Genomic DNA, 19,476 nt, shown 5'->3' on the forward strand with positions numbered 1-19,476 from the left:
TCTTGTTGCTAATTGACGACAAGTAATTTGGACTGTAGAATTACATCCAACAAATTTTGAATCTCATTGACCTTATCCATATCTCCAAGTGCTTGGTAAGCTATCATCTTACCTTGTAGTGCTTTGGTACGTAATGGAGTTCGTTCTAATCCTTGATCGAAGACTGCTATTGCTTCTTCATAACGTTGATTATCTAGGAGCCAATAGGCATATTGTTCGTAGGAGGGAAGCGGAATGTCTGGTGGCCCTTGAGGCAATGGAAGCTGATCCTCTAACTCTACAGCTTGTTTGAGGTGTATTTCGGCATTTTCGTTATTGCCTACTAATAAATCTGCCATAACCATGATTTGATTGAGCATAGTTTCCGCTCTGATGATCGTTCTTTTATTGGGGGCATATCTGGTATATCCAGCATCACACATGGCTATGCCATCTGCAGTCACCACTAACTGAGCTGCGGCAATTTTATCTTCTAGTATCTCAATTTGGTTTTTTATTGTTTCAAGGTCTTCATTTTTGGAAGCCAATAAACTCACAAAAAAATGGTGTTGAGCATTGGTGTCTATACTCAATCCATCAAGTTTGACTACAACTGGTTCTTCTTTTAAATTCCAAGAGCCTGACTCTGTGACTTGGAAGTTTTGCATATTGATTAAATAAGTACTGGCTCCAGGTGTATCTGCATTTACGGCGTAAGTCAGCATATCTTTCATCAATTTCGTAGCATCATCTATTCGACCTTGCTGTAGGTAGGCGTAGTGCAACCAATGATAACTATGAAACCCTCTGGCTTCATCACCTAGATTCAACCTTTCCATTTTCCTGACACTCGCTCCATAAGAATTTTCATTGGAAGTGGCTACTTCATTCCACATCCCGCGATTGAGATATATGTGCGATGGCATGTGCAATGCATGTACAGCATCAGGGGCAGTACTGGCGTATTTGTTCGCGGCTTCAATACCCTGAATGGCCAAATTAGGGCTGTCGAAGGCATGAATGGTGTAATGTAAGGCACCAGGGTGATTGGGGTTTTCTTCTAATATGCCTTTTGCCACAGCGGCAGCGTTGATATTATTCTCCTGCGAGCCATCTCCGGGTGAGGACCAGAGCAATGACAAGGCATAGAAGGCACCTATTTCTTGATTGTTAGGTGTTGCTTCATGCAATTTCGCCATATGATCGGAATAAGCCTGATTTCGTTCTTTTAATTCTCCTTCTCCAAATAATAATTCAAGTCCTTGCCATAAATCACGTTCGATTCCCTCTTGTGTTTTTGCGATTCTTTCTTCCTTCGTATCGCCTTTGAGTAGCATTACTTTTCTGCCTTCTTCTACATTCTGCAATCCCCATAGCGCTTTATAGTAGGTCATGGTCATACCCCAATAGGCCATCATTTCTTCTGAGTCAGCATCTGCTGCTGCTTGAAACGATTGACGTGCGTCGTCATATTCAAAACTATGGAGTAGGAGTAGACCATTTTCGAAATCTGATTGAGCAGCCTCTGAAATGGGAATGCCATGTTGGAGTTCGCCTAGGGTGGAATTGGTTTGATTGGCTTTTTCTTTTTGCGACGAATTGCACGAAGTGAAAAGCAGCACGAATACTAGATATAGCGCAGCATTTTTCATTATTGGTAATTGTTTAAGTGTACTGAAAGTTAGAGTAATAAAATTGGATTGGCAATTCAAGAAAAAACGATGAGAACTATATGTTTAACCTGTAAAGTAAAATCAGGACGACACATTTATGGAAGCAGGTCAGGCATCACGGATGCGCGCTAATGAGACGTAGGAAGGCTTCAATTCTCTAAGTATTCCCAATCACATCGATCTTCTAGGCTAAGCATTTTATAAATTTGGAATGCAAATTCTCCTAAGTCTTTGATTAAGAAACTTAAATTTTCATAATCCAATTGAATTTTAAGTGTGTCTGGTTCAGTTTGTGTGTTTTTAAAATATGTGTGGAAAATTTTAATTTTTGATTCACCCTTAATTTCGGAAATTTTCAAATCCCCGCGGCTATGCGTTATTGCATGTCTGGACTTTGAAATAACACACCAAAAATTTTTAAAATTTAAATTTTTATTGTTGTAGATGTTGTTGTGTTTACTGAAATTTTTCTTTGTAGCTATTTTGACTAGTTTAAACAAAGTATCACCTCCTGGCATGTTTTGTCTAGTGAATTTGTCGTTTGGTCTAAATTTTTTTAGTACCTCTTCTTGAAACTTTGGATTTAGCTCAGCTCTATGAAAAAGACAGTCTTTTATGAATTTTTCTAGGACTTCAAAGGCTTGAGCATATATTAAACTACATTCTCTAAATATTAAATTTTGAATATCTGACGCATAATTTTCTTTTCCTGTATATCTGTATTTGCCAGAGTGTTGGTTTATTTCCCAACCATTGTCCGTTGGCCCTGTCCAATCACTTATTATCAAAGCGGAATGATTTTCTGAAATTATTTCCCCATTTGAAATATTAGCTGCATCTTTTGTTAATATTCTACAGATAAGGTTTGTGGTATGTCTATAGTCTAGAAGAACTTCGAAGAGATGGTCTAAATATTTATCATATGGGTTTTTCATATTCGTGAATCAATTTATTTAAATCTATGTAAATAGTTTATTGCAACAAAAAAAGCCTCCCCGGTTTCCCAGAAAGGCTTTGTATCTATGTTTAAAACTAGCTCTGTGCTAGTGATGTGCATTCCACATCAAAAATAATTTTACCTTCCACTGGAAGCTCAAATTATTTTTTCTCATCGACTTCTTCGAACTCTACATCAGACACGTCTGAGTCAGCTGCTTCTGCTTCAGGGCCCGCTTGTCCAGCATCAGCTCCGGGAGCTCCACCTTCAGCGCCTTGAGTCGCAGCGTACATCTCTTGTGATGCGCCTTCCCATGCTTTGTTCATTTCTTCCATCGCAGCATCGATCGCAGTTAAGTCCGCATTTTTATGTGCTTCCTTAAGTGTCTCTAGTGCAGCGCTGATTTTGCCTTTGTTGTCGTCAGACAATTTATCACCAAATTCTTTCAGCTGTTTCTCTGTTTGGAAGATCATAGAATCTGCTCCGTTGAGCTTTTCTATTTTCTCTTTTTCCGCTTTGTCAGACTCAGCATTCGCTTCAGCTTCTTGTCTCATTTTCTCGATTTCTTCTTCTGACAATCCAGATGAAGCCTCGATTCTGATACTTTGCTCTTTGTTTGTGCCTTTGTCTTTAGACGTTACGTGCATGATACCGTTGGCATCGATGTCGAAAGTCACTTCGATCTGAGGAATACCTCTTGGTGCTGGTGGAATACCGTCCAAGTGGAATCTACCCAAACTTCTGTTGTCCTTCGCCATTGGTCGCTCACCTTGTACCACGTGAATTTCCACAGATGGCTGGTTGTCAGCTGCCGTAGAGAAGGTCTCAGACTTCTTAGTAGGGATCGTCGTGTTGGCTTCGATCAACTTAGTCAATACACCGCCCATGGTCTCGATACCAAGAGATAATGGAGTAACGTCAAGCAACAATACATCCTTTACTTCACCAGTCAATACACCACCTTGGATCGCAGCACCTACGGCTACTACTTCGTCAGGATTTACACCCTTAGAAGGCTTCTTACCGAAGAACTTCTCTACTTCTTCCTGAATGATTGGAATACGAGTAGATCCACCTACCAAGATTACTTCGTCGATGTCAGACTTAGAAAGACCTGAATCTTTCAAAGCAGCTGCTACTGGCTTCATTGATCTTTTCACCAAAGCATCAGCCAATTGCTCAAACTTCGATCTAGACAATGATCTTACCAAGTGCTTTGGCACACCGTCTACTGGCATGATATATGGCAAGTTGATCTCAGTGCTAGTAGAACTAGACAATTCGATCTTTGCTTTCTCAGCAGCTTCCTTCAATCTTTGAAGTGCCATTGGGTCTTTTCTTAGGTCGATACCTTCGTCGTTTTTGAACTCGTCAGCCAACCAGTTGATGATTACTGCATCAAAGTCATCTCCACCTAGGTGTACATCACCATTTGTAGATTTTACTTCAAATACACCATCTCCTAATTCTAAGATAGAAATATCGAATGTACCACCACCAAGGTCATACACAGCGATTTTCATATCTGCGTTTTTCTTATCCAATCCATATGCCAATGCCGCAGCAGTAGGCTCATTGATGATTCTTTTTACTTCCAACCCAGCGATTGCACCAGCTTCTTTAGTGGCTTGTCTTTCTGCATCGTTGAAGTAAGCAGGGACAGTGATTACAGCTTCTTTTACTTCAGTACCTAAGTAATCTTCGGCAGTGGACTTCATTTTCTGAAGGATTACTGCTGACAATTCCTGAGGGGTGTAATTTCTGTCGCCGATTTTCACTCTTACCACGTCGTTGTTTCCGCTTTCTACAGCATAAGAAACATTCTTCATTTCGTCAGAAACTTCTGCAAATTTCTTACCCATGAAACGCTTCACAGAGCTAATGGTATTTTGTGGGTTGGTAATCGCCTGTCTTTTGGCTGGATCACCTACTTTTCTTTCTCCTTTACCGCCATCCAAGAATGCTACGATAGAAGGGGTAGTTCTATGTCCTTCGCTATTTGGGATAACGACAGGCTCATTGCCCTCCATCACAGCCACACAAGAGTTGGTAGTACCTAAATCGATTCCGATTATTTTTCCCATGATCTATTTTTTAATTATAATCTTCTTAAAATTCTTTTACTAATCTGAAATCCCTATCATCAACAGCTATGCCAAAGCGCTTTAGCTACTGACGTGGTGACAGATTGGCAGAAAAGTGATTTAGAATTGGTATTAAGGGCTGACGAATTGATAACTCAATTTATAAACTACTGACAATATGTATTGGGGGGCTTTCTAATGTACATTGTCTTATTAACAACAAAACCTAATCATGACACGATCAATTTATTTGCTTCTATTGGCAAGCGTTTTCATTTACTCTTGTGTGAGTAAAAAATATGGAAGGCATTTTCAAAACCAGATTGGAAATCATCAAATAACTCAACAGGAGATTGTCAAAGAAGAAAAGCCTCAATTAGTTGCTTCAATAGATAGTGATGTGCCCATAATTATTCAAGCATCGGAAGGTTCTCATTCATTAGTTCCAGTTTTGAAAAAAATTCCTTCAATCGAACATTCGACAAAAAGCATTTCAAATTTGTCCAATCAATCAAAAGGAACGGATAAAAAAAACAAAAAATCAGAAAAAATCAGAAAACTTGAACCCTATGGATTAGGTGCATTTGGGCTATTTGTAATTACCTCTTTGATTGGGATTTCGACTGGCTTTACACCATTGTTGTTCGTTTTATTCGGACTTTCAATGGTGGCTGGACTTTTCAGTGTACATAGAATTAGCATTGACAAGAAAAGATGGAAAGGTCGCTTTTTCGGTTATTTCGTTGTTATAGTTGGATTGACATTGCTTACCCTATTGGGTATATCAGCTTTTATTGATGCTGTGCTAGGGGACACCTAGGCATTTCCATAATTAGAAAATAGTTTTTACTTTCTGATTAATTTAAGAAGGCCAAATACACCGATGGCAATGCCCACGCCTAAACATATGTAATAAGAAGTCTCGTCCATCGTGTAAGACCCACTGAAAGCATTGCCAATCGCCTGTCCCAGTTTCTTGGGAGAATGGGTTTGCGCCCAGTAGATGAAAAATCCACCGACTAATAAAAAGATGATGCCTGATTTGATGTTCTTTTTCATAATAAATTGATTTTCTAGTTAGACTTATTGTCTTGCATACCTTCAAAAACTGAATTGACTAGTGAAAGCGCAATGCTAAATGCAAATGCCCACCAGAAACCATCTACATCAAATCCTGGAACCAATCCACTAACAAGCATAACCATGAGTGTGTTTATAACCAGTAGGAATAGGCCAAACGTCAATACAGTGATGGGTATCGTTAAAATCACCAAAATTGGTTTGAGTAAAATATTGGCTATTGCTAACACACCTGCTACGACGAGAGCAGTTAGAAAACCAGATACATGGGCGCCTGGTAATATGTAGGAACAAATTAATACTGCGATGGCTGATAGGATAAGTCTTATTAGTGTGTTCATATTTATGCAATTGAAAATTGAATTTACATAAATAATTATAGAAACAAGTAATTGTGTTTAGTGTTGAGGGGAGCAACTCAATTTCTTGTCACTACTTATAAACCAACTCAAACATGATACTCAGGAATTTATATTTTCTACTTGTTTTCACAATTGTATTCGGATGCGCGTCTAGAAAATACAGCGCTGATTTCCAGCAAGTAAATGGACAAAGTCAAAGGCATGATAAAAATGAAGATGTGTTATCTTCTGGAACGGAAGACCCAAACAATTATCAATGGGCAGAAGAAGATAGTCTTTTAAATCCTGATCAATCAAGAAAATCAATTGAAACTCATGCAAGTGGTAGTACACGATATACCAATCAATACCAAAGAATCGATTCCTTACATGCAGAAAAGCTAAAAAATCAAAGCCTTGATACTGATAAAAAATCTCCTAAGCAACTGAAATCAAAACGGAATAAGAGGTTTTGGCCTGTGCTAGTGGGGAGTATGTTATTAGCCGGCGCTATTTTGGGGATATTGGGTATCATACCTGCATTGGCGGGTATTTTAATTGGAGGCGGTTTAGTGATTGGTTTCAGTTATTTAGTACAACAAGCTATATCAAAGGGAGATACAAAAAGCTGGTTGAATTTGGTAGGTGCTTTGGTGTTAATTGTTTTGACAATTGGGGCTCTTGCTTATTTTTATGCTATAAAAGATTAGACCATTTGGCCAATCAATAAACCTCATTCAAGTATTCTTTAATAAAGCTAATAACTCTACTATCTTTGCGCCCCGAAATGAATGATGAATTGAGACTTTCAAATCATTATTCACTAATCTTTATTTCAATTATTCATTGTTCCATGAGCCTGACAGCAGAAATAGAAAAACGAAAAACCTTTGGTATCATCAGTCACCCCGATGCGGGAAAGACGACCTTGACGGAAAAGCTTTTGCTTTTTGGTGGAGCAATCAAAACGGCTGGTGCAGTGAAGTCTAACAAGATCGACCGTCATGCAACTTCGGATTTCATGGAGATTGAGAAGCAAAGGGGTATTTCTGTGGCTACTTCTGTGATGGGTTTTGATTATAAAAACAGAAGAATCAATCTGCTAGACACACCTGGTCACCAGGATTTTGCTGAAGATACGTATCGTACGCTAACCGCAGTAGATAGCGTAGTGCTCGTAGTCGACTGTGTAAAAGGCGTAGAGATTCAGACGGAGAAGCTCATGGAAGTTTGTCGCATGAGAAACACACCTGTGATGGTATTTATCAATAAACTGGATAGAGAAGGGCAAGATCCCTATGATTTGCTAGATGAGATAGAAGCCAAGTTGAATATCAAAGTTCGTCCTCTGAGTTGGCCAATCAGTATGGGCAAGACTTTTAAAGGCGTATACAGTCTGTATGAGAAAAAGCTCAAACTATTTACAGCTAGTAAACAAAAGCTCGATAAAGAGAACGACATCAGTATTGAAGATATCAATGATCCAGTTTTGGATGAATTAATTGGTGAGAAATATGCTGAAACGCTTCGAGAAGATGTAGAATTAGTGGATGGCGGATATCCTGAATTTGATATTGAGACCTATCGAAATGGAGAAGTGGCTCCCGTGTTTTTTGGAAGTGCTGTGAACAATTTTGGTGTTCAAGAATTATTAGATTGTTTTATAGATATTGCTCCTGGTCCGGCGCCTAGATTTACAGAGGAAAGACAAATTATCCCAGAAGAATCTAAATTTTCCGGATTTGTATTTAAGATTCATGCCAATATGGATCCAAAACATAGAAACAGAATTGCCTTTGTTCGTGTTTGCGCAGGACAATTTTCTAGAGGAAACAATTACTACCATTCTCGATTAGATAAAAAATTCAGATATTCTAATGCCACCGCGTTTATGGCTCAAAGTAAAGAAGTGATCGATGAAGCCTTCCCTGGTGATATCGTAGGGCTGTATGACACTGGTAATCTGAAAATAGGGGACACACTAAGTGAGGGTGAAAAAGGTATGTACAAAGGTATTCCAAGTTTCTCTCCAGAGATTTTCAGAGAAGTGGTGAATATGGATGCCATGAAAACAAAGCAACTCGAAAAGGGTTTAAAACAATTGATGGACGAAGGTGTAGCGCAGCTATTTACCTATGAAATGGGCGCCAGAAAAGTAGTAGGTACTGTAGGTGCTCTTCAGTTCGAGGTGATTCAGCATAGATTGTTGCATGAATATGGAGCCACCTGTAAGTTCATGCCAATGAATTTATTTAAAGCGTGCTGGATTAGTAGTTTTGATAAAAAGAAACTCGATGAGTTTGTGGAATCTAAATACCGTCATATTGCGAAGGACAAAGATGGAAAACTGGTTTTCATGGCAGAGTCTAAGGCTTGGTTGCAAATGGTTCAGGATAACTTTCCTGATATAGAATTCCATTTTACAAGTGAGTTTTAGGTAATTTCACCTTCGTAAAATTTGATATCTTTTTTTCGTTATAAAGTGTATCTTTTATTACGCAGCAGAGTTAAGGTTAATTCAGTTTTATTAGTTACGTTTTTAGTTTTTGATTGTCTTTGAATACGTGATTGAAGATGTATAAGTGTCTTTAGTCGTATATGTTTATTTCAGCCAAGAATAATTAAGTATTGCCACCTTCAATGATTACCAAATTAGCCAATTGCATTTTAACTTTTTTCATCCTCCTATTTCTATTGGGCAATACAAGTGCGTTTGCACAAATCGTTTCTGGACGCATATATGCTGAAGAAGATAGAGAAGCTTTAAGTTTTGTGACTGTAGCTATTAGCGGTACCAGCACAGGTACCATCTCTGATATAGATGGACGATTTAGTTTGGTAGTTCCTCGGGATTATGAAGGTAACATTACATTTCAGCACGTAGGATATATCCGTCGAGAGTTATCTGTCGGACAAATCAATGCTTCTCCAATCATTTATATGGAAAAAGAAGTGACTCAATTGGAGGAATTGGTTTTTGAATCAGGAGAAAACCCAGCCAATATTCTAATGAGAAATGTCATCGAAAACAGAAAAAAACATGACCCTAAAAAATTCTCTCAGTATAGTTATAAATCCTATACAAAGGATGTTTATCACATAGATGCAGATACAAAGACTGCTGATTCCTTGGCAAGAAGGGTAAAAGAAGAAAGTTTAAAACAAGCCAATGACACCAGCAGTGTTGCCACCAACACCAAATTCTTCAAAGTGGATAGTTCTTTCAATACGCGCCATTTATACGTGGCAGAATCATATTCAGAGACCAAATTTATCGAGCCAGGTCTTAAGAATGAAACTATTTTGGCCACCCAAATATCTGGTTTGAGAGGTGGTTTGTTTGCGGCATTTAGTGGGCTATATCAGCCGTTTGGGTTTTATAATGATATCTTAGATATTTTCGACAAGGATTATATTAATCCAATTAATCCATCAGGGCTTTCTCAATATGAGTTTTATATTGAGGACACCACTTTTTTTGAAACGGACACCGTTTTTGTGGTGAGTTATGCCCCAAAAAAAGGTAAAAAATTTGATGGTTTAACGGGGCTGTTATGGGTGCACGGAGAGGACTATGCACTGACTAATGTGACCGCAAAATCTGCAGTAGCAAATTCTAAAATTGATGTGAGTATCCAACAGCGATACGACAAAGTGTTGGGTAATTGGTTTCCTGTTCAATTGAATACAGACATAATTTTTAAAGAGCTCAAATTTTATGGACGGAATTTGATTCTAGAAAATAGAAGGTATCTCTCGGACATCAATTTAAAGACCAACTACACACAAAAGGATTTTAGCGATGTGGGAATTACCTTAAACAAAGTGAATCCTAAAGAGCAAAAACAGATTTTGGATGCGAATAGAGCCGTGCCTTTAGATTCTATGGAGCTCAATACCTTTGTGGCGGCTGATTCTCTATATAAAAGCCTCAGAGTAGTAGAGGGAGTGGCTGAGTCGATGCTGACGCTAAGGCTGAACTTGGGGAAAGTAGATCTTCGTGTGGATGATTTCTTTGCCATCAATAGTTATGAGAAATTTAGATTAGGTGCAGGTCTGGAGACCAATAATCGTTTTTCAGAACGGCTTATTATGGGCGGGTACGCTGGATATGGCTTTGGTGATGAAGAATGGAAATATGGTACTAATCTGAAATATATCTTCGATCGGCGAACGGAAACTTGGGTGCTTTTTACTTATCGAAAAGATCTTAGGGAGGTTGGTACTCAGCAATTTTTTGAGGGAAAAATATCCAGTATTGATGATTTGATTAGGTCCTTTCAGGGAAATCTATTTGACAGACAAGAAACATATAAGCTAAGTTTGAATAGACGAGTAGCTCCGTTTTTATATGCTCAAACAAGTATTTCTAAGTCGCAACAACAATCAACTTATGATTATATGTACAACAATACGGACTATGCAAATAACTTCTTTGATATCAATGAAGTCTCGCTTTCATTTAGATACGTTAGAAATGAGCAATATTTAGATCTATATGGCAAAAAAGTACTGTATGATTATGATTTTCCTGTGTTAAATTTTAAATACAGTCATGCTAATTCTGGATGGCTCGGTGGTGACTTTGATTACGATAGATTCGACGCCAGTATAGAATATAAAAAGAAGTACATCTTGGGGAAATCAAATATTTTGATCCGTGTAGCTTATGTATATGGCGATGTTCCATATGGTCATATGATTACAGGATTAGGAAACTCCACTTCCAAGTTGAGTGTACCTGAGTATTTCCAAACGATGGATATTTATGAGTTTTTGTCTGATAAGCAGGTGGGTCTATTTTTCAATCATAATTTTGGAAACTTGTTGATATCAAATAGAGTGATGAAACCTGAGCTGATTTTTTATCATAACGCTGGATATGGAACATTGTCTCATCCCGAAAGGCATGAAGAAGTAACTTTTAAAACCATGGAGGATGTATATTTTGAATCGGGTCTTGGAATTAAAAAATTGATTAGATTAAACTTTGTTGATGTAGGATATATGGGTTGGGGTTTTGATGCGATTTATCGTCATGGAGCTTATGCTTATGACTCAACGAGCGACAATCTTTTCTTTAAATTAAACATGAAAATCAATTTGTAATGGGGAAACCGTTTATATCTATATATGAAGACAATCATCTGCTCATCGTAGATAAAGCATCAGGTGTTCTTGTGCAAGGTGATAAAACGAAGGATAAACCTTTATTAGATTATTGTAAAGAATATATCAAAAACAAATACAACAAGCCTGGAGATGTATTTCTTGGAACGGTGCACAGATTGGATCGTCCGGTAAGTGGTGCAGTGGTATTCGCTCGGACTTCAAAGGCACTTGAGCGAATGAATAAACTTTTCAAGGATCGAAAGATCAACAAGACCTATTGGGCAGTAGTGAAAAGCAGACCGCCGAAAAAAGAAGATAAGTTGGTTCATTATCTGAAAAAAGACGAAAAAATAAACAAAACGACGGCTTACGATCAACCAAAAGATGGAGCTCAAAGAGCAGAGTTGAATTACAAAGTATTGGGTAAGTTGAATGACCATTACCTATTAGAAGTAAAACCTTTAACAGGAAGACCGCATCAAATTAGAGTGCAGTTGGCTTCTATGGGATGTCCCATTAGAGGGGACTTAAAGTATGGTTTCCCAAAAGCCAATCCCGATGCCAGCATCAATCTTCATGCACGGGCACTTGATTTTATTCATCCAGTAAAAAAAGAGCCAGTAAAGATTCTGGCTGGCGTACCTGTCAATGATTTTTGGGAACAATTTTTAGTTCTGGATAAGTCCGCAAAAGAGTTGGCCAAAAAAGATAAGTATAAAGATAAACTCTATTAGGAATGAGCTTTTTACATAGCTTAAAAGACAGATGGAAGTTGGATAGCCTTGGGCAGGTGATCCTAATTTTAATCGCCTTTGCTTGTACGGGATTCACAGTGATGTTTCTGAAAACTCCCATCGTAGAATGGATAGGTGGAAGCGAGGGTAATCAAACTTTGTATACTATTTTATACTATATATTCATCCTGCCGATTTACAATATAATTCTTTTGATCTATGGTTTTGTATTTGGACAATTTTCGTTCTTTTGGAACTTTGAAAAAAGGATGTGGTATCGAATGACTCGCCAAAAGCACAAAATCAAAAGTGAATAAAATAGCCGCTATTCAGAAAATCAATGCATTAGCCGCCTCAGGTACTCCTTTTTTGTTGATTGCTGATTTCAAATGTGAAAACAATCTGGTGCTAACAGCTGATGAGGTCGATCCGAATCGGATATTATACAATATCAACGGTTTTGGTAATTTTGATCCATCTGAAGTCCATGACGCTGGTATCAAATTAAAAAGGAAACCTATTTCATTTCAGGATTTTGAGGGAAAGTACAACCGTGTGCATGAAGAGATTGCCAAAGGAAATTCTTATCTGCTCAATCTGACACAACCTACGCGAATTTCAACTTCAGCCAATCTGAAGGAAATTTTCAATCAAAGTAAAGCCAAGTACAAACTTTGGTATCAGGATCAATTTGTGGTTTTCTCTCCAGAGATTTTTGTTAAAATCCAGCATGGTAAAATCTCATCGTTTCCCATGAAAGGCACAATAGATGCGGATCTGCCCAATGCGGCCGCAACTATCTTGGCTAGCGAGAAAGAAATGGCTGAACATGCTACGATAGTAGATTTGATTCGTAATGATATGAGTCAATTTGCTAAAAAAGTAGTTGTAGAAGACTTTAGATATATTGATGAGATTCGAACCAGTGATAAGCATCTGCTACAAGTGAGTTCAAAAATTACGGGACAGTTGGGATCTGGATATCTGGATCGAATGGGTGACATGATTTACTCTATGCTACCTGCTGGCTCTATTTGTGGTGCGCCTAAACAAAAAACGTTGGATATTATTGGAGCCGTAGAGGGGTATGAAAGAGGATTTTATACGGGTATTGTTGGGTATTTTGATGGTAAAAATTTCGATAGCGGAGTGATGATTCGATACATTGAGCAACAAGGAAATCAGCTCGTTTATAAAAGTGGTGGTGGCATCCATTTTCTAAGTGATGCAAAAGCTGAATACCAAGAAATGATTGATAAAGTCTATGTCCCAGTTCATTGAAAGCATAAGATGTATAAATGGAGAGCTGCAATTGTTAGAATTGCATCAAGCTCGTGTCAATCGTACTTTTTTCACCAATTATGGTTTATTAGCCAGACCGATCAAACTGGCTATAATCATTCGTCAAATACCAGCTAGTGGTACATTCAAATGTCGGGTTGTTTATGATCAAAACAGTTTTGAGATCACTTATGACAAGTATCAAAAACCCAATATTAACTCATGTCAAATCGTAAAAAGTGAGGATATAGATTATAGGTTCAAATATGCTGACCGATCTGGATTAGCTAATTTGTTTGCTCAACGCAAAGATGCAGATGATATCATCATCGTAAAAGAGGGTATGATATCAGATAGCTATTTTGCCAATCTGGCATTTTTTGATGGAGAGGATTGGTGGACACCGGAGTCTCCGTTATTGGCAGGCGTACAGCGCCAAAACTTGCTTGACCAAAGACTAATAAAGACTAGAGAAATTCATGTTAATGAATTGACTCATTTTAAAAAAGTGTCGCTAATAAATGCTATGAATGACCTTGGTAAAATTGAATTTGAGATTTCAGAAGTAATCCATTAATTCTTTTAAAGTTTCAATATGTATATCTCAGTAAAAAATATGATCGATGTCATTTTTCCTAAATAATGAATTGCTGAGATTTATACTCATATCAAAGAACAACTGCCCGTACACTTAAACCTTAGATACAATGAATATTATAAACAAGGTGCTAATTCCTTTAGATTTTTCAGAAAGTGCAATAAACGCAGCCAAGTATGTATCTGGTATGATTGCCAGAGATAGAAGAATTACATGTATTTTATATCATGTGAGTCAGCACACAAATTTAAGTTCCGACGAAAAAAAACTCATCGAAATTAAAAGTAAGTGGTTTGATGCAAAAGGCTATGATTGTGAAGTATTAGTAACCAATGGAGATTTTGTGAAAAAACTTATTGAAGATCAGGCTCGATTAAAAGTGGATTTAATAGTAATGGGCATGGCTGAAAATAAATTAAAGCAGCGTTCATTTACATTGGATTTGTTGAAAGATGCCAATTGTCCTTTGATGATCGTACCACAACGCGTAGCTGATTTTAAGCTAGATGCCATCGCTCTTGCGTTAGATGAAAATGAATTTGACAGTAAAGAAGGGCTGCAACTTTTTCATGACATTGCCAAGTGGTTCAATGCTAAGGTACATTTGATCAAAGTAGATAAAGAAGGTAAAGGGGGTGTACATACACTGAAGACGGAAGATACGCTGGAATATTATTTAGAAAGTCTGGACTATCAGTATTCATTTCCTGTCAATGAGGATATTGAGAAGGGAATTTTAAATTATATCCGAGACAAAGGAATTGATGCTTTGGCCATTTTGCCAAAAACGCATGCACAGAAAAGTGAGCCATCCGAAGGGAGGTTGACTAAAATTCTTGCTAAGCATACGGAAGTTCCTTTGCTTGTTTTAGATTAAATACCTGTTTAATTGCGCAAAAAAAGTTTGTCTCAATTATTTGAGACAAACTTTTTTTGCGCCTTTGTCACGTCTTGAAATAGTGCGATACAAAAAGTAATGTGATAAGAAAGAGAAGCCACTACTTATCATATAAAGTGGCTTCTTTATTTAAATTAATAGTCGAATCATTAAATCAGCTGTGCGACATTGGGGCTTCCTTCCATAATTTCGTCATTTGCAAACTCTTTGAATTCTTCGAAATTATCATTGAATTTAATTGCCAATTTTTCGGCTTGTATGTCATACCCATTCTTATCAGACCAGGTATTTCTAGGATCTAGAATTTCATCTGGTACATTAGGAACTTGAAGAGGAATCTTCAATCCAAATACAGGCTGTTTGAAGTATTCAACATCATCTAGCTCTCCATTAAGTGCCGCAGTGATCATTGCTCTTGTGTATTTCAATTTTATTCTGCTCCCAGTCCCATAGGCACCACCAGACCAACCAGTGTTAATTAGCCAGATATTTACACCATGTTTTACCATTTTTTCACCTAATAATTCAGCATACTTGGTGGGATGTAGTGGCATGAATGGCGCACCAAAACACGCAGAAAATACAGTTACAGGTTCAGTAATACCAGCCTCAGTACCAGCTACTTTGGCGGTATAACCAGAGATGAAATGATACATAGCTTGCCCTACAGTCAACTTGGAGATAGGAGGTAGAACACCATTCGCATCACAGGTCAGAAAGAAAATGTTTTTCGGTATGCCACCTGTAGATGGTAGCTTGGCATTTTTCACATTCTTCAGTGGATATGAAACACGAGTATTTTCAGTTATACTGCAATTGCTGTAGTCTACTGTATTTGTGCCTGGATAAAACAAAGTGTTTTCTAATATTGCCCCAAACTTAATTGCGTCCCAGATCTCGGGCTCACTTTCCTGAGTCAGATCGATAGTTTTAGCATAGCATCCTCCTTCAAAATTAAATATGCCTTCATCCGTCCAGCCATGCTCATCGTCGCCGATCAAAAGCCTATTAGGGTCCGCAGATAAGGTGGTTTTTCCAGTACCAGATAAACCAAAAAAGACTGAAGTATCATTATTTTCTTTGCCAATATTAGCACTGCAATGCATAGATAATACATGTTCCTTCTCTGGCAATAAAAAGTTTAGCACGGAGAATATACCTTTTTTGGTTTCTCCAGTATAAGCTGTACCTCCTACAAGAATAATCCTCTTAGTGAAGTTCACAATAGCGAAGTTTTTTTGACGAGTGCCATCTACTTCTGGGTCTGCATAAAATTCTGGAATGGCCAAAACAGTAAACTCAGGATGGAAATCAGAAAGATCTTCCTTTTCAGGTTGGATAAACATATTGTAACAAAATAGATTATGGGAAGCTTGAGTATCTATAACTCTTAGCTTCATTCTGTATTTTTCATCAGCTCCAGCATATGCATCTCTTACATATAGAATCTTGTCTCCAAGAGATTGGATCATTTTGTTGTATAGGGCATCAAATTTGTCTTCCTCAAAAGAAATATTGATATCACCCCACCAAACTGTGTCAGCTGTGATTTTGTCCTTTACAATGTATCTGTCTTTAGGAGAACGACCGGTAAATTTTCCTGTTTTCACCATTAGTGCTCCGGTATCTGTAAGCACACCTTCTCCATTTTTCAAGGCTTCAGTTACAAGTTCAGCGGGAGTGAGATTCCAAAGCACACCTTTGACATTGGCAAGACCTAGTCCCACTAGATCTTCCATTAGAGATTTTAAATTGGTTGTTTTCATTTTTTAAGTGATTTAATGAACTGATTTAATAATTCTTACATCTGTTTTGGGTGCTGTTTATAGATTAAAGAGAGGAAATTTTTGCAAATAAAAAACTGATCAACATCACGATAATAGGTGCTTATGGTCACTATTGGCACCGGTACGGAGAGCTACTTTTACTATATTATTTCTGCCAAAATAAACACTTGTATCGTGAGTGAAAACCTGTTAAAATCTACTTTGAGTCTGGCTATTCCTACCCTGATTTTATGTATACCGAGAGCCTGGTTCCCATTAGAAAATCTGACCGTTGTGGAACATAGAGTTGTTGCGATATTCTTCCTAGCAGCCATGTTATGGATCACGGAGGCTATTCCCATATATGCTACTTCCATATTGATTATAGTTTTGCTGCTGATCACCATATCTAGTTCTGGTATCAATGTTTTGATTGCTGATGCTGGAACTACAGATTTTGGTGAAACTATCCCTTATCATGAGATCATGGGAACTTTATCTTCTCCAATCATACTTTTGTTCTTGGGTGGGTTCTTTTTAGCTATGGCCTCTACCAAATATAGACTTGATCAAAACTTGGCTAGAGTCTTATTGAAACCATTTGGCCGACGACCTGCTAATATCATTATGGGATTGATGATGATTACTGCGTTTTTTTCAATGTTCATGAGCAATACTGCCACTACCGCAATGATGCTATCCATCATTGCTCCAGTTCTTTTGCACTTTAATCACAATGATCCGGGTAAAATAGCATTGGCTTTATGTATACCACTAGCAGCCAATATTGGTGGATTGGGTACGCCTATTGGTACACCACCTAATGCGCTAGCATTAAAATATCTGACAGGCATAGATGCTATTGGTTTTGGCCAATGGATGAGTTTTGGGGTTCCGTTTGTGATTCTATTGCTTGGCATCTCTTGGTTTATTTTGACATGTCTCTTTCGTTCCGATGTAGAAGAAGTCAAGTTGGATATCAAAGGGGAGTTTTCAAAATCACCAAAAGCCATTGTGGTCTATGTTACTTTCTGTCTGACCATTTTGTTATGGTTGTTTGATTTTGTTCATGGGATGAATTCATACACAGTTGCAATGATTCCAGTAGGCGTGTTTCTGTCTTTGAATATTATAACCAAAGAAGATCTGAAAAGAATAAACTGGGATGTGTTGTGGCTAGTGTCTGGTGGTATCGCATTGGGCTTAGCTCTGGCCAAAAGTGGACTTGCAGAGCATGTAGTTACTAGTATTCCGTTCGGTGAGTTTTCGCCTTTTATGATTATTGTATTAACGGCTGTTATATCAGCTGTAATGGCCAACTTCATGTCGAATACGGCAACAGCTAATTTATTGCTCCCAATTATAGCAACAATAGGAGCTACTGTAGTGAGTTTGGAGCCGTATGGTGGGTCAAAGATGCTAATACTGGGTACGGCCATGGCAGCCTCGTTAGGAATGGCATTGCCAATAAGTACACCGCCAAACGCCCTAGCACATGCTACTGGAGTGATTGATACCAAAAACATGATAAAGATTGGCGTTTTGGTAGGAGGGATTGGATTGTTGTTGGTTTTTGTTACGCTTTATGTGTTGAATCTTATAAACTTTCTATAATGATAGATTTGAAAAAGCAAAAAATAGCGTTGTCGAATCTCACAGATTTGAACTGGCTCAAACAAAGTTTTTTTTCTGATCTTGGTCAGAAAATGGAATTGAAAAAGGGAGACCAGATCATTGCGCAAGGAGAACTAAATGACAAATTGTTTTATGTGGAGACAGGGATGGCCTCGGGGTATTTCAAACCTGATGACGGCGAGGAGTTTAAAGTGTTTTCTACTGGCACTAATATGATTGTTGGAATTTATAGTTTTTTCTCCAACGAAAACCGAAGTTATACTACAGTCAAATCTGATGAAGATACTACAGTGTATTTCGTAAGAAAAGATCAGATACCACCTCGAGAATCTGAAGCGTATTGTTTGTTTTTGGAGCACATGTTACCGGTAATCGTCAATGAAATATATCTCCGACAGATGTTGATGATAAACAGCGTTTCCGAAAAAGAGAATGTACTGAAAAAACTATTTGAAAGTGAGAAAATGGCAACATTGGGTCAACTAGCGGCTGGGCTGGCGCATGAGCTCAATAATGCGGCTAGCGTGATACAAAGCAAGACCCATTGGATCACCGACCATATGAAGGACTATATCAGAGAAAAGGATTCAAAAGGGCTTTATCCTTATTTCTTAAAGTCTCTGGAAAACGGTCAGGAATTATCCACAGTCAGCATCAGGAATAGAAAACAAAAAATTCAGGAGTTGCTTCATATCCGTGAGGGTGCAGCAAAAAAGCTGGCCAAAATGAATCTTACGGTTGAGGAAATCAAAGAGATTGGGATAGCCGAAAATCAACAACTTGTAGATCGTTTGGGCTACTATTGGGATGCTGGGTTGGCACTTCATGATATCAATATTGCAGCTACCCACACAACTCATGTGGTGCAATCTATCAAGGAGCTTGGTGCTGCGGGGCGGAAAGAAGCACAATTATTTAGTTTGAGGGTTTCTATTAAAAAGGCCATGTCGCTTTTGTCAGGTTTGCTGAGGAATATTGACGTTACGCTGGAGGTAGATGACGAAATTTCATTTATTGGCAAAGAAGGTGATTTCATTCAAGTGTGGGTGAATCTTATAAAAAATGCAGCTGAGAGTCTCAATACGAGCGAAACAAAAAAGCCAGAAATAAAAATAAGAGCAGAAATCAAAAATGAGCTTTTCATCATTACCATTAGCGACAATGGAAGAGGTATTGATGAAAAAACTAAAAATAGAATTTTTCAACCTAGTTATACCACTAAAGTGAGCGGCCTTTCTTTTGGATTAGGGCTTGGATTATCCATTGTGCAAAAGATAGTTACCATCTACGATGGGGATGTTTTGTTAGAAGATAAAGATGGGTGGACTAGTTTCATTGTTCAAATACCTAAAAAATAA

Annotated in this window: 17 protein-coding genes; 11 read left to right on the forward strand and 6 right to left on the reverse strand. The window is 37.9% G+C overall.

Annotated features, from left to right (window positions below; translation table 11 throughout):
- Positions 1–8 precede the first annotated feature (8 nt).
- From ABJH98_RS06895 to dnaK, 3 genes are all read right to left on the reverse strand, one after another.
- Positions 9–1,631 carry a hypothetical protein gene (locus ABJH98_RS06895; protein WP_348306899.1) on the reverse strand — a complete coding sequence of 541 codons (1,623 nt, stop codon included), beginning with the start codon at positions 1,629–1,631 and terminating at the stop codon, positions 9–11.
- A 170-nt stretch (positions 1,632–1,801) separates the two neighbouring features.
- Positions 1,802–2,587 (reverse strand): hypothetical protein, encoded by a 786-nt coding sequence (locus tag ABJH98_RS06900; RefSeq protein ID WP_348306901.1) that lies wholly within the window; start codon positions 2,585–2,587, stop codon positions 1,802–1,804.
- 163 nt (positions 2,588–2,750) lie between these two features.
- Complete coding sequence (gene dnaK / locus ABJH98_RS06905; RefSeq protein ID WP_348306902.1) at positions 2,751–4,673, reverse strand: molecular chaperone DnaK; 1,923 nt, start codon at positions 4,671–4,673, stop codon at positions 2,751–2,753.
- A gap of 232 nt (positions 4,674–4,905) precedes the next feature.
- Here dnaK and ABJH98_RS06910 point away from each other — a divergent pair, with 232 nt between their 5' ends.
- A complete protein-coding gene (locus tag ABJH98_RS06910; RefSeq protein ID WP_348306903.1) occupies positions 4,906–5,493 on the forward strand; it encodes a hypothetical protein in 588 nt (195 codons plus the stop codon).
- A gap of 26 nt (positions 5,494–5,519) precedes the next feature.
- Here the strand turns inward: ABJH98_RS06910 and ABJH98_RS06915 are convergent, their stop codons facing one another.
- Positions 5,520–5,732 (reverse strand): hypothetical protein, encoded by a 213-nt coding sequence (locus ABJH98_RS06915; protein WP_348306904.1) that lies wholly within the window; start codon positions 5,730–5,732, stop codon positions 5,520–5,522.
- Positions 5,733–5,746: 14 nt separating this feature from the next.
- Positions 5,747–6,094, reverse strand: a complete 348-nt coding sequence (locus ABJH98_RS06920; protein WP_348306905.1) for a phage holin family protein — start codon at positions 6,092–6,094, stop codon at positions 5,747–5,749.
- 113 nt (positions 6,095–6,207) lie between these two features.
- Between ABJH98_RS06920 and ABJH98_RS06925 the strand changes: the two genes are divergently transcribed.
- The 8 genes from ABJH98_RS06925 (at position 6,208) to ABJH98_RS06960 (ending at position 14,696) form a co-directional block, all read left to right on the forward strand.
- The gene (locus ABJH98_RS06925; protein ID WP_348306906.1) at positions 6,208–6,804 is read left to right on the forward strand and encodes a hypothetical protein; all 597 of its coding nucleotides are present in this window, start codon (positions 6,208–6,210) and stop codon (positions 6,802–6,804) included.
- A gap of 143 nt (positions 6,805–6,947) precedes the next feature.
- Positions 6,948–8,531 carry a peptide chain release factor 3 gene (locus ABJH98_RS06930; RefSeq protein ID WP_348306908.1) on the forward strand — a complete coding sequence of 528 codons (1,584 nt, stop codon included), beginning with the start codon at positions 6,948–6,950 and terminating at the stop codon, positions 8,529–8,531.
- Between the two features lie 203 nt (positions 8,532–8,734).
- Positions 8,735–11,203: a DUF5686 family protein gene (locus ABJH98_RS06935; protein ID WP_348306909.1), complete on the forward strand. Its 2,469-nt coding sequence runs from the start codon at positions 8,735–8,737 to the stop codon at positions 11,201–11,203.
- Positions 11,203–11,940 (forward strand): RluA family pseudouridine synthase, encoded by a 738-nt coding sequence (locus ABJH98_RS06940; protein WP_348306910.1) that lies wholly within the window; start codon positions 11,203–11,205, stop codon positions 11,938–11,940. Before ABJH98_RS06935 ends, ABJH98_RS06940 begins: the two co-directional genes overlap by 1 nt.
- 2 nt (positions 11,941–11,942) lie before the next feature.
- A complete protein-coding gene (locus ABJH98_RS06945) occupies positions 11,943–12,257 on the forward strand; it encodes a DUF6787 family protein (protein ID WP_348306911.1) in 315 nt (104 codons plus the stop codon).
- Positions 12,250–13,221: an aminodeoxychorismate synthase component I gene (locus tag ABJH98_RS06950; RefSeq protein ID WP_348306912.1), complete on the forward strand. Its 972-nt coding sequence runs from the start codon at positions 12,250–12,252 to the stop codon at positions 13,219–13,221. Before ABJH98_RS06945 ends, ABJH98_RS06950 begins: the two co-directional genes overlap by 8 nt.
- Positions 13,205–13,798 carry an aminotransferase class IV gene (locus ABJH98_RS06955; protein ID WP_348306913.1) on the forward strand — a complete coding sequence of 198 codons (594 nt, stop codon included), beginning with the start codon at positions 13,205–13,207 and terminating at the stop codon, positions 13,796–13,798. Before ABJH98_RS06950 ends, ABJH98_RS06955 begins: the two co-directional genes overlap by 17 nt.
- Positions 13,799–13,928: 130 nt before the next feature.
- Positions 13,929–14,696 carry a universal stress protein gene (locus ABJH98_RS06960; RefSeq protein ID WP_348306914.1) on the forward strand — a complete coding sequence of 256 codons (768 nt, stop codon included), beginning with the start codon at positions 13,929–13,931 and terminating at the stop codon, positions 14,694–14,696.
- A gap of 170 nt (positions 14,697–14,866) precedes the next feature.
- Here ABJH98_RS06960 and pckA read toward each other — a convergent pair whose 3' ends face one another.
- Positions 14,867–16,483 (reverse strand): phosphoenolpyruvate carboxykinase (ATP), encoded by a 1,617-nt coding sequence (pckA, locus tag ABJH98_RS06965; RefSeq protein WP_348306915.1) that lies wholly within the window; start codon positions 16,481–16,483, stop codon positions 14,867–14,869.
- Between the two features lie 195 nt (positions 16,484–16,678).
- Between pckA and ABJH98_RS06970 the strand changes: the two genes are divergently transcribed.
- Both ABJH98_RS06970 and ABJH98_RS06975 read left to right on the forward strand, forming a co-directional pair.
- Entirely contained in the window at positions 16,679–18,097 is a 1,419-nt protein-coding gene (locus tag ABJH98_RS06970) for an SLC13 family permease (protein WP_348306916.1), read from the forward strand.
- Entirely contained in the window at positions 18,097–19,476 is a 1,380-nt protein-coding gene (locus tag ABJH98_RS06975) for an ATP-binding protein (RefSeq protein WP_348306917.1), read from the forward strand. Before ABJH98_RS06970 ends, ABJH98_RS06975 begins: the two co-directional genes overlap by 1 nt.

It is taken from the genome of Reichenbachiella sp., assembly GCF_039969095.1.
Classification (GTDB): domain Bacteria; phylum Bacteroidota; class Bacteroidia; order Cytophagales; family Cyclobacteriaceae; genus Reichenbachiella.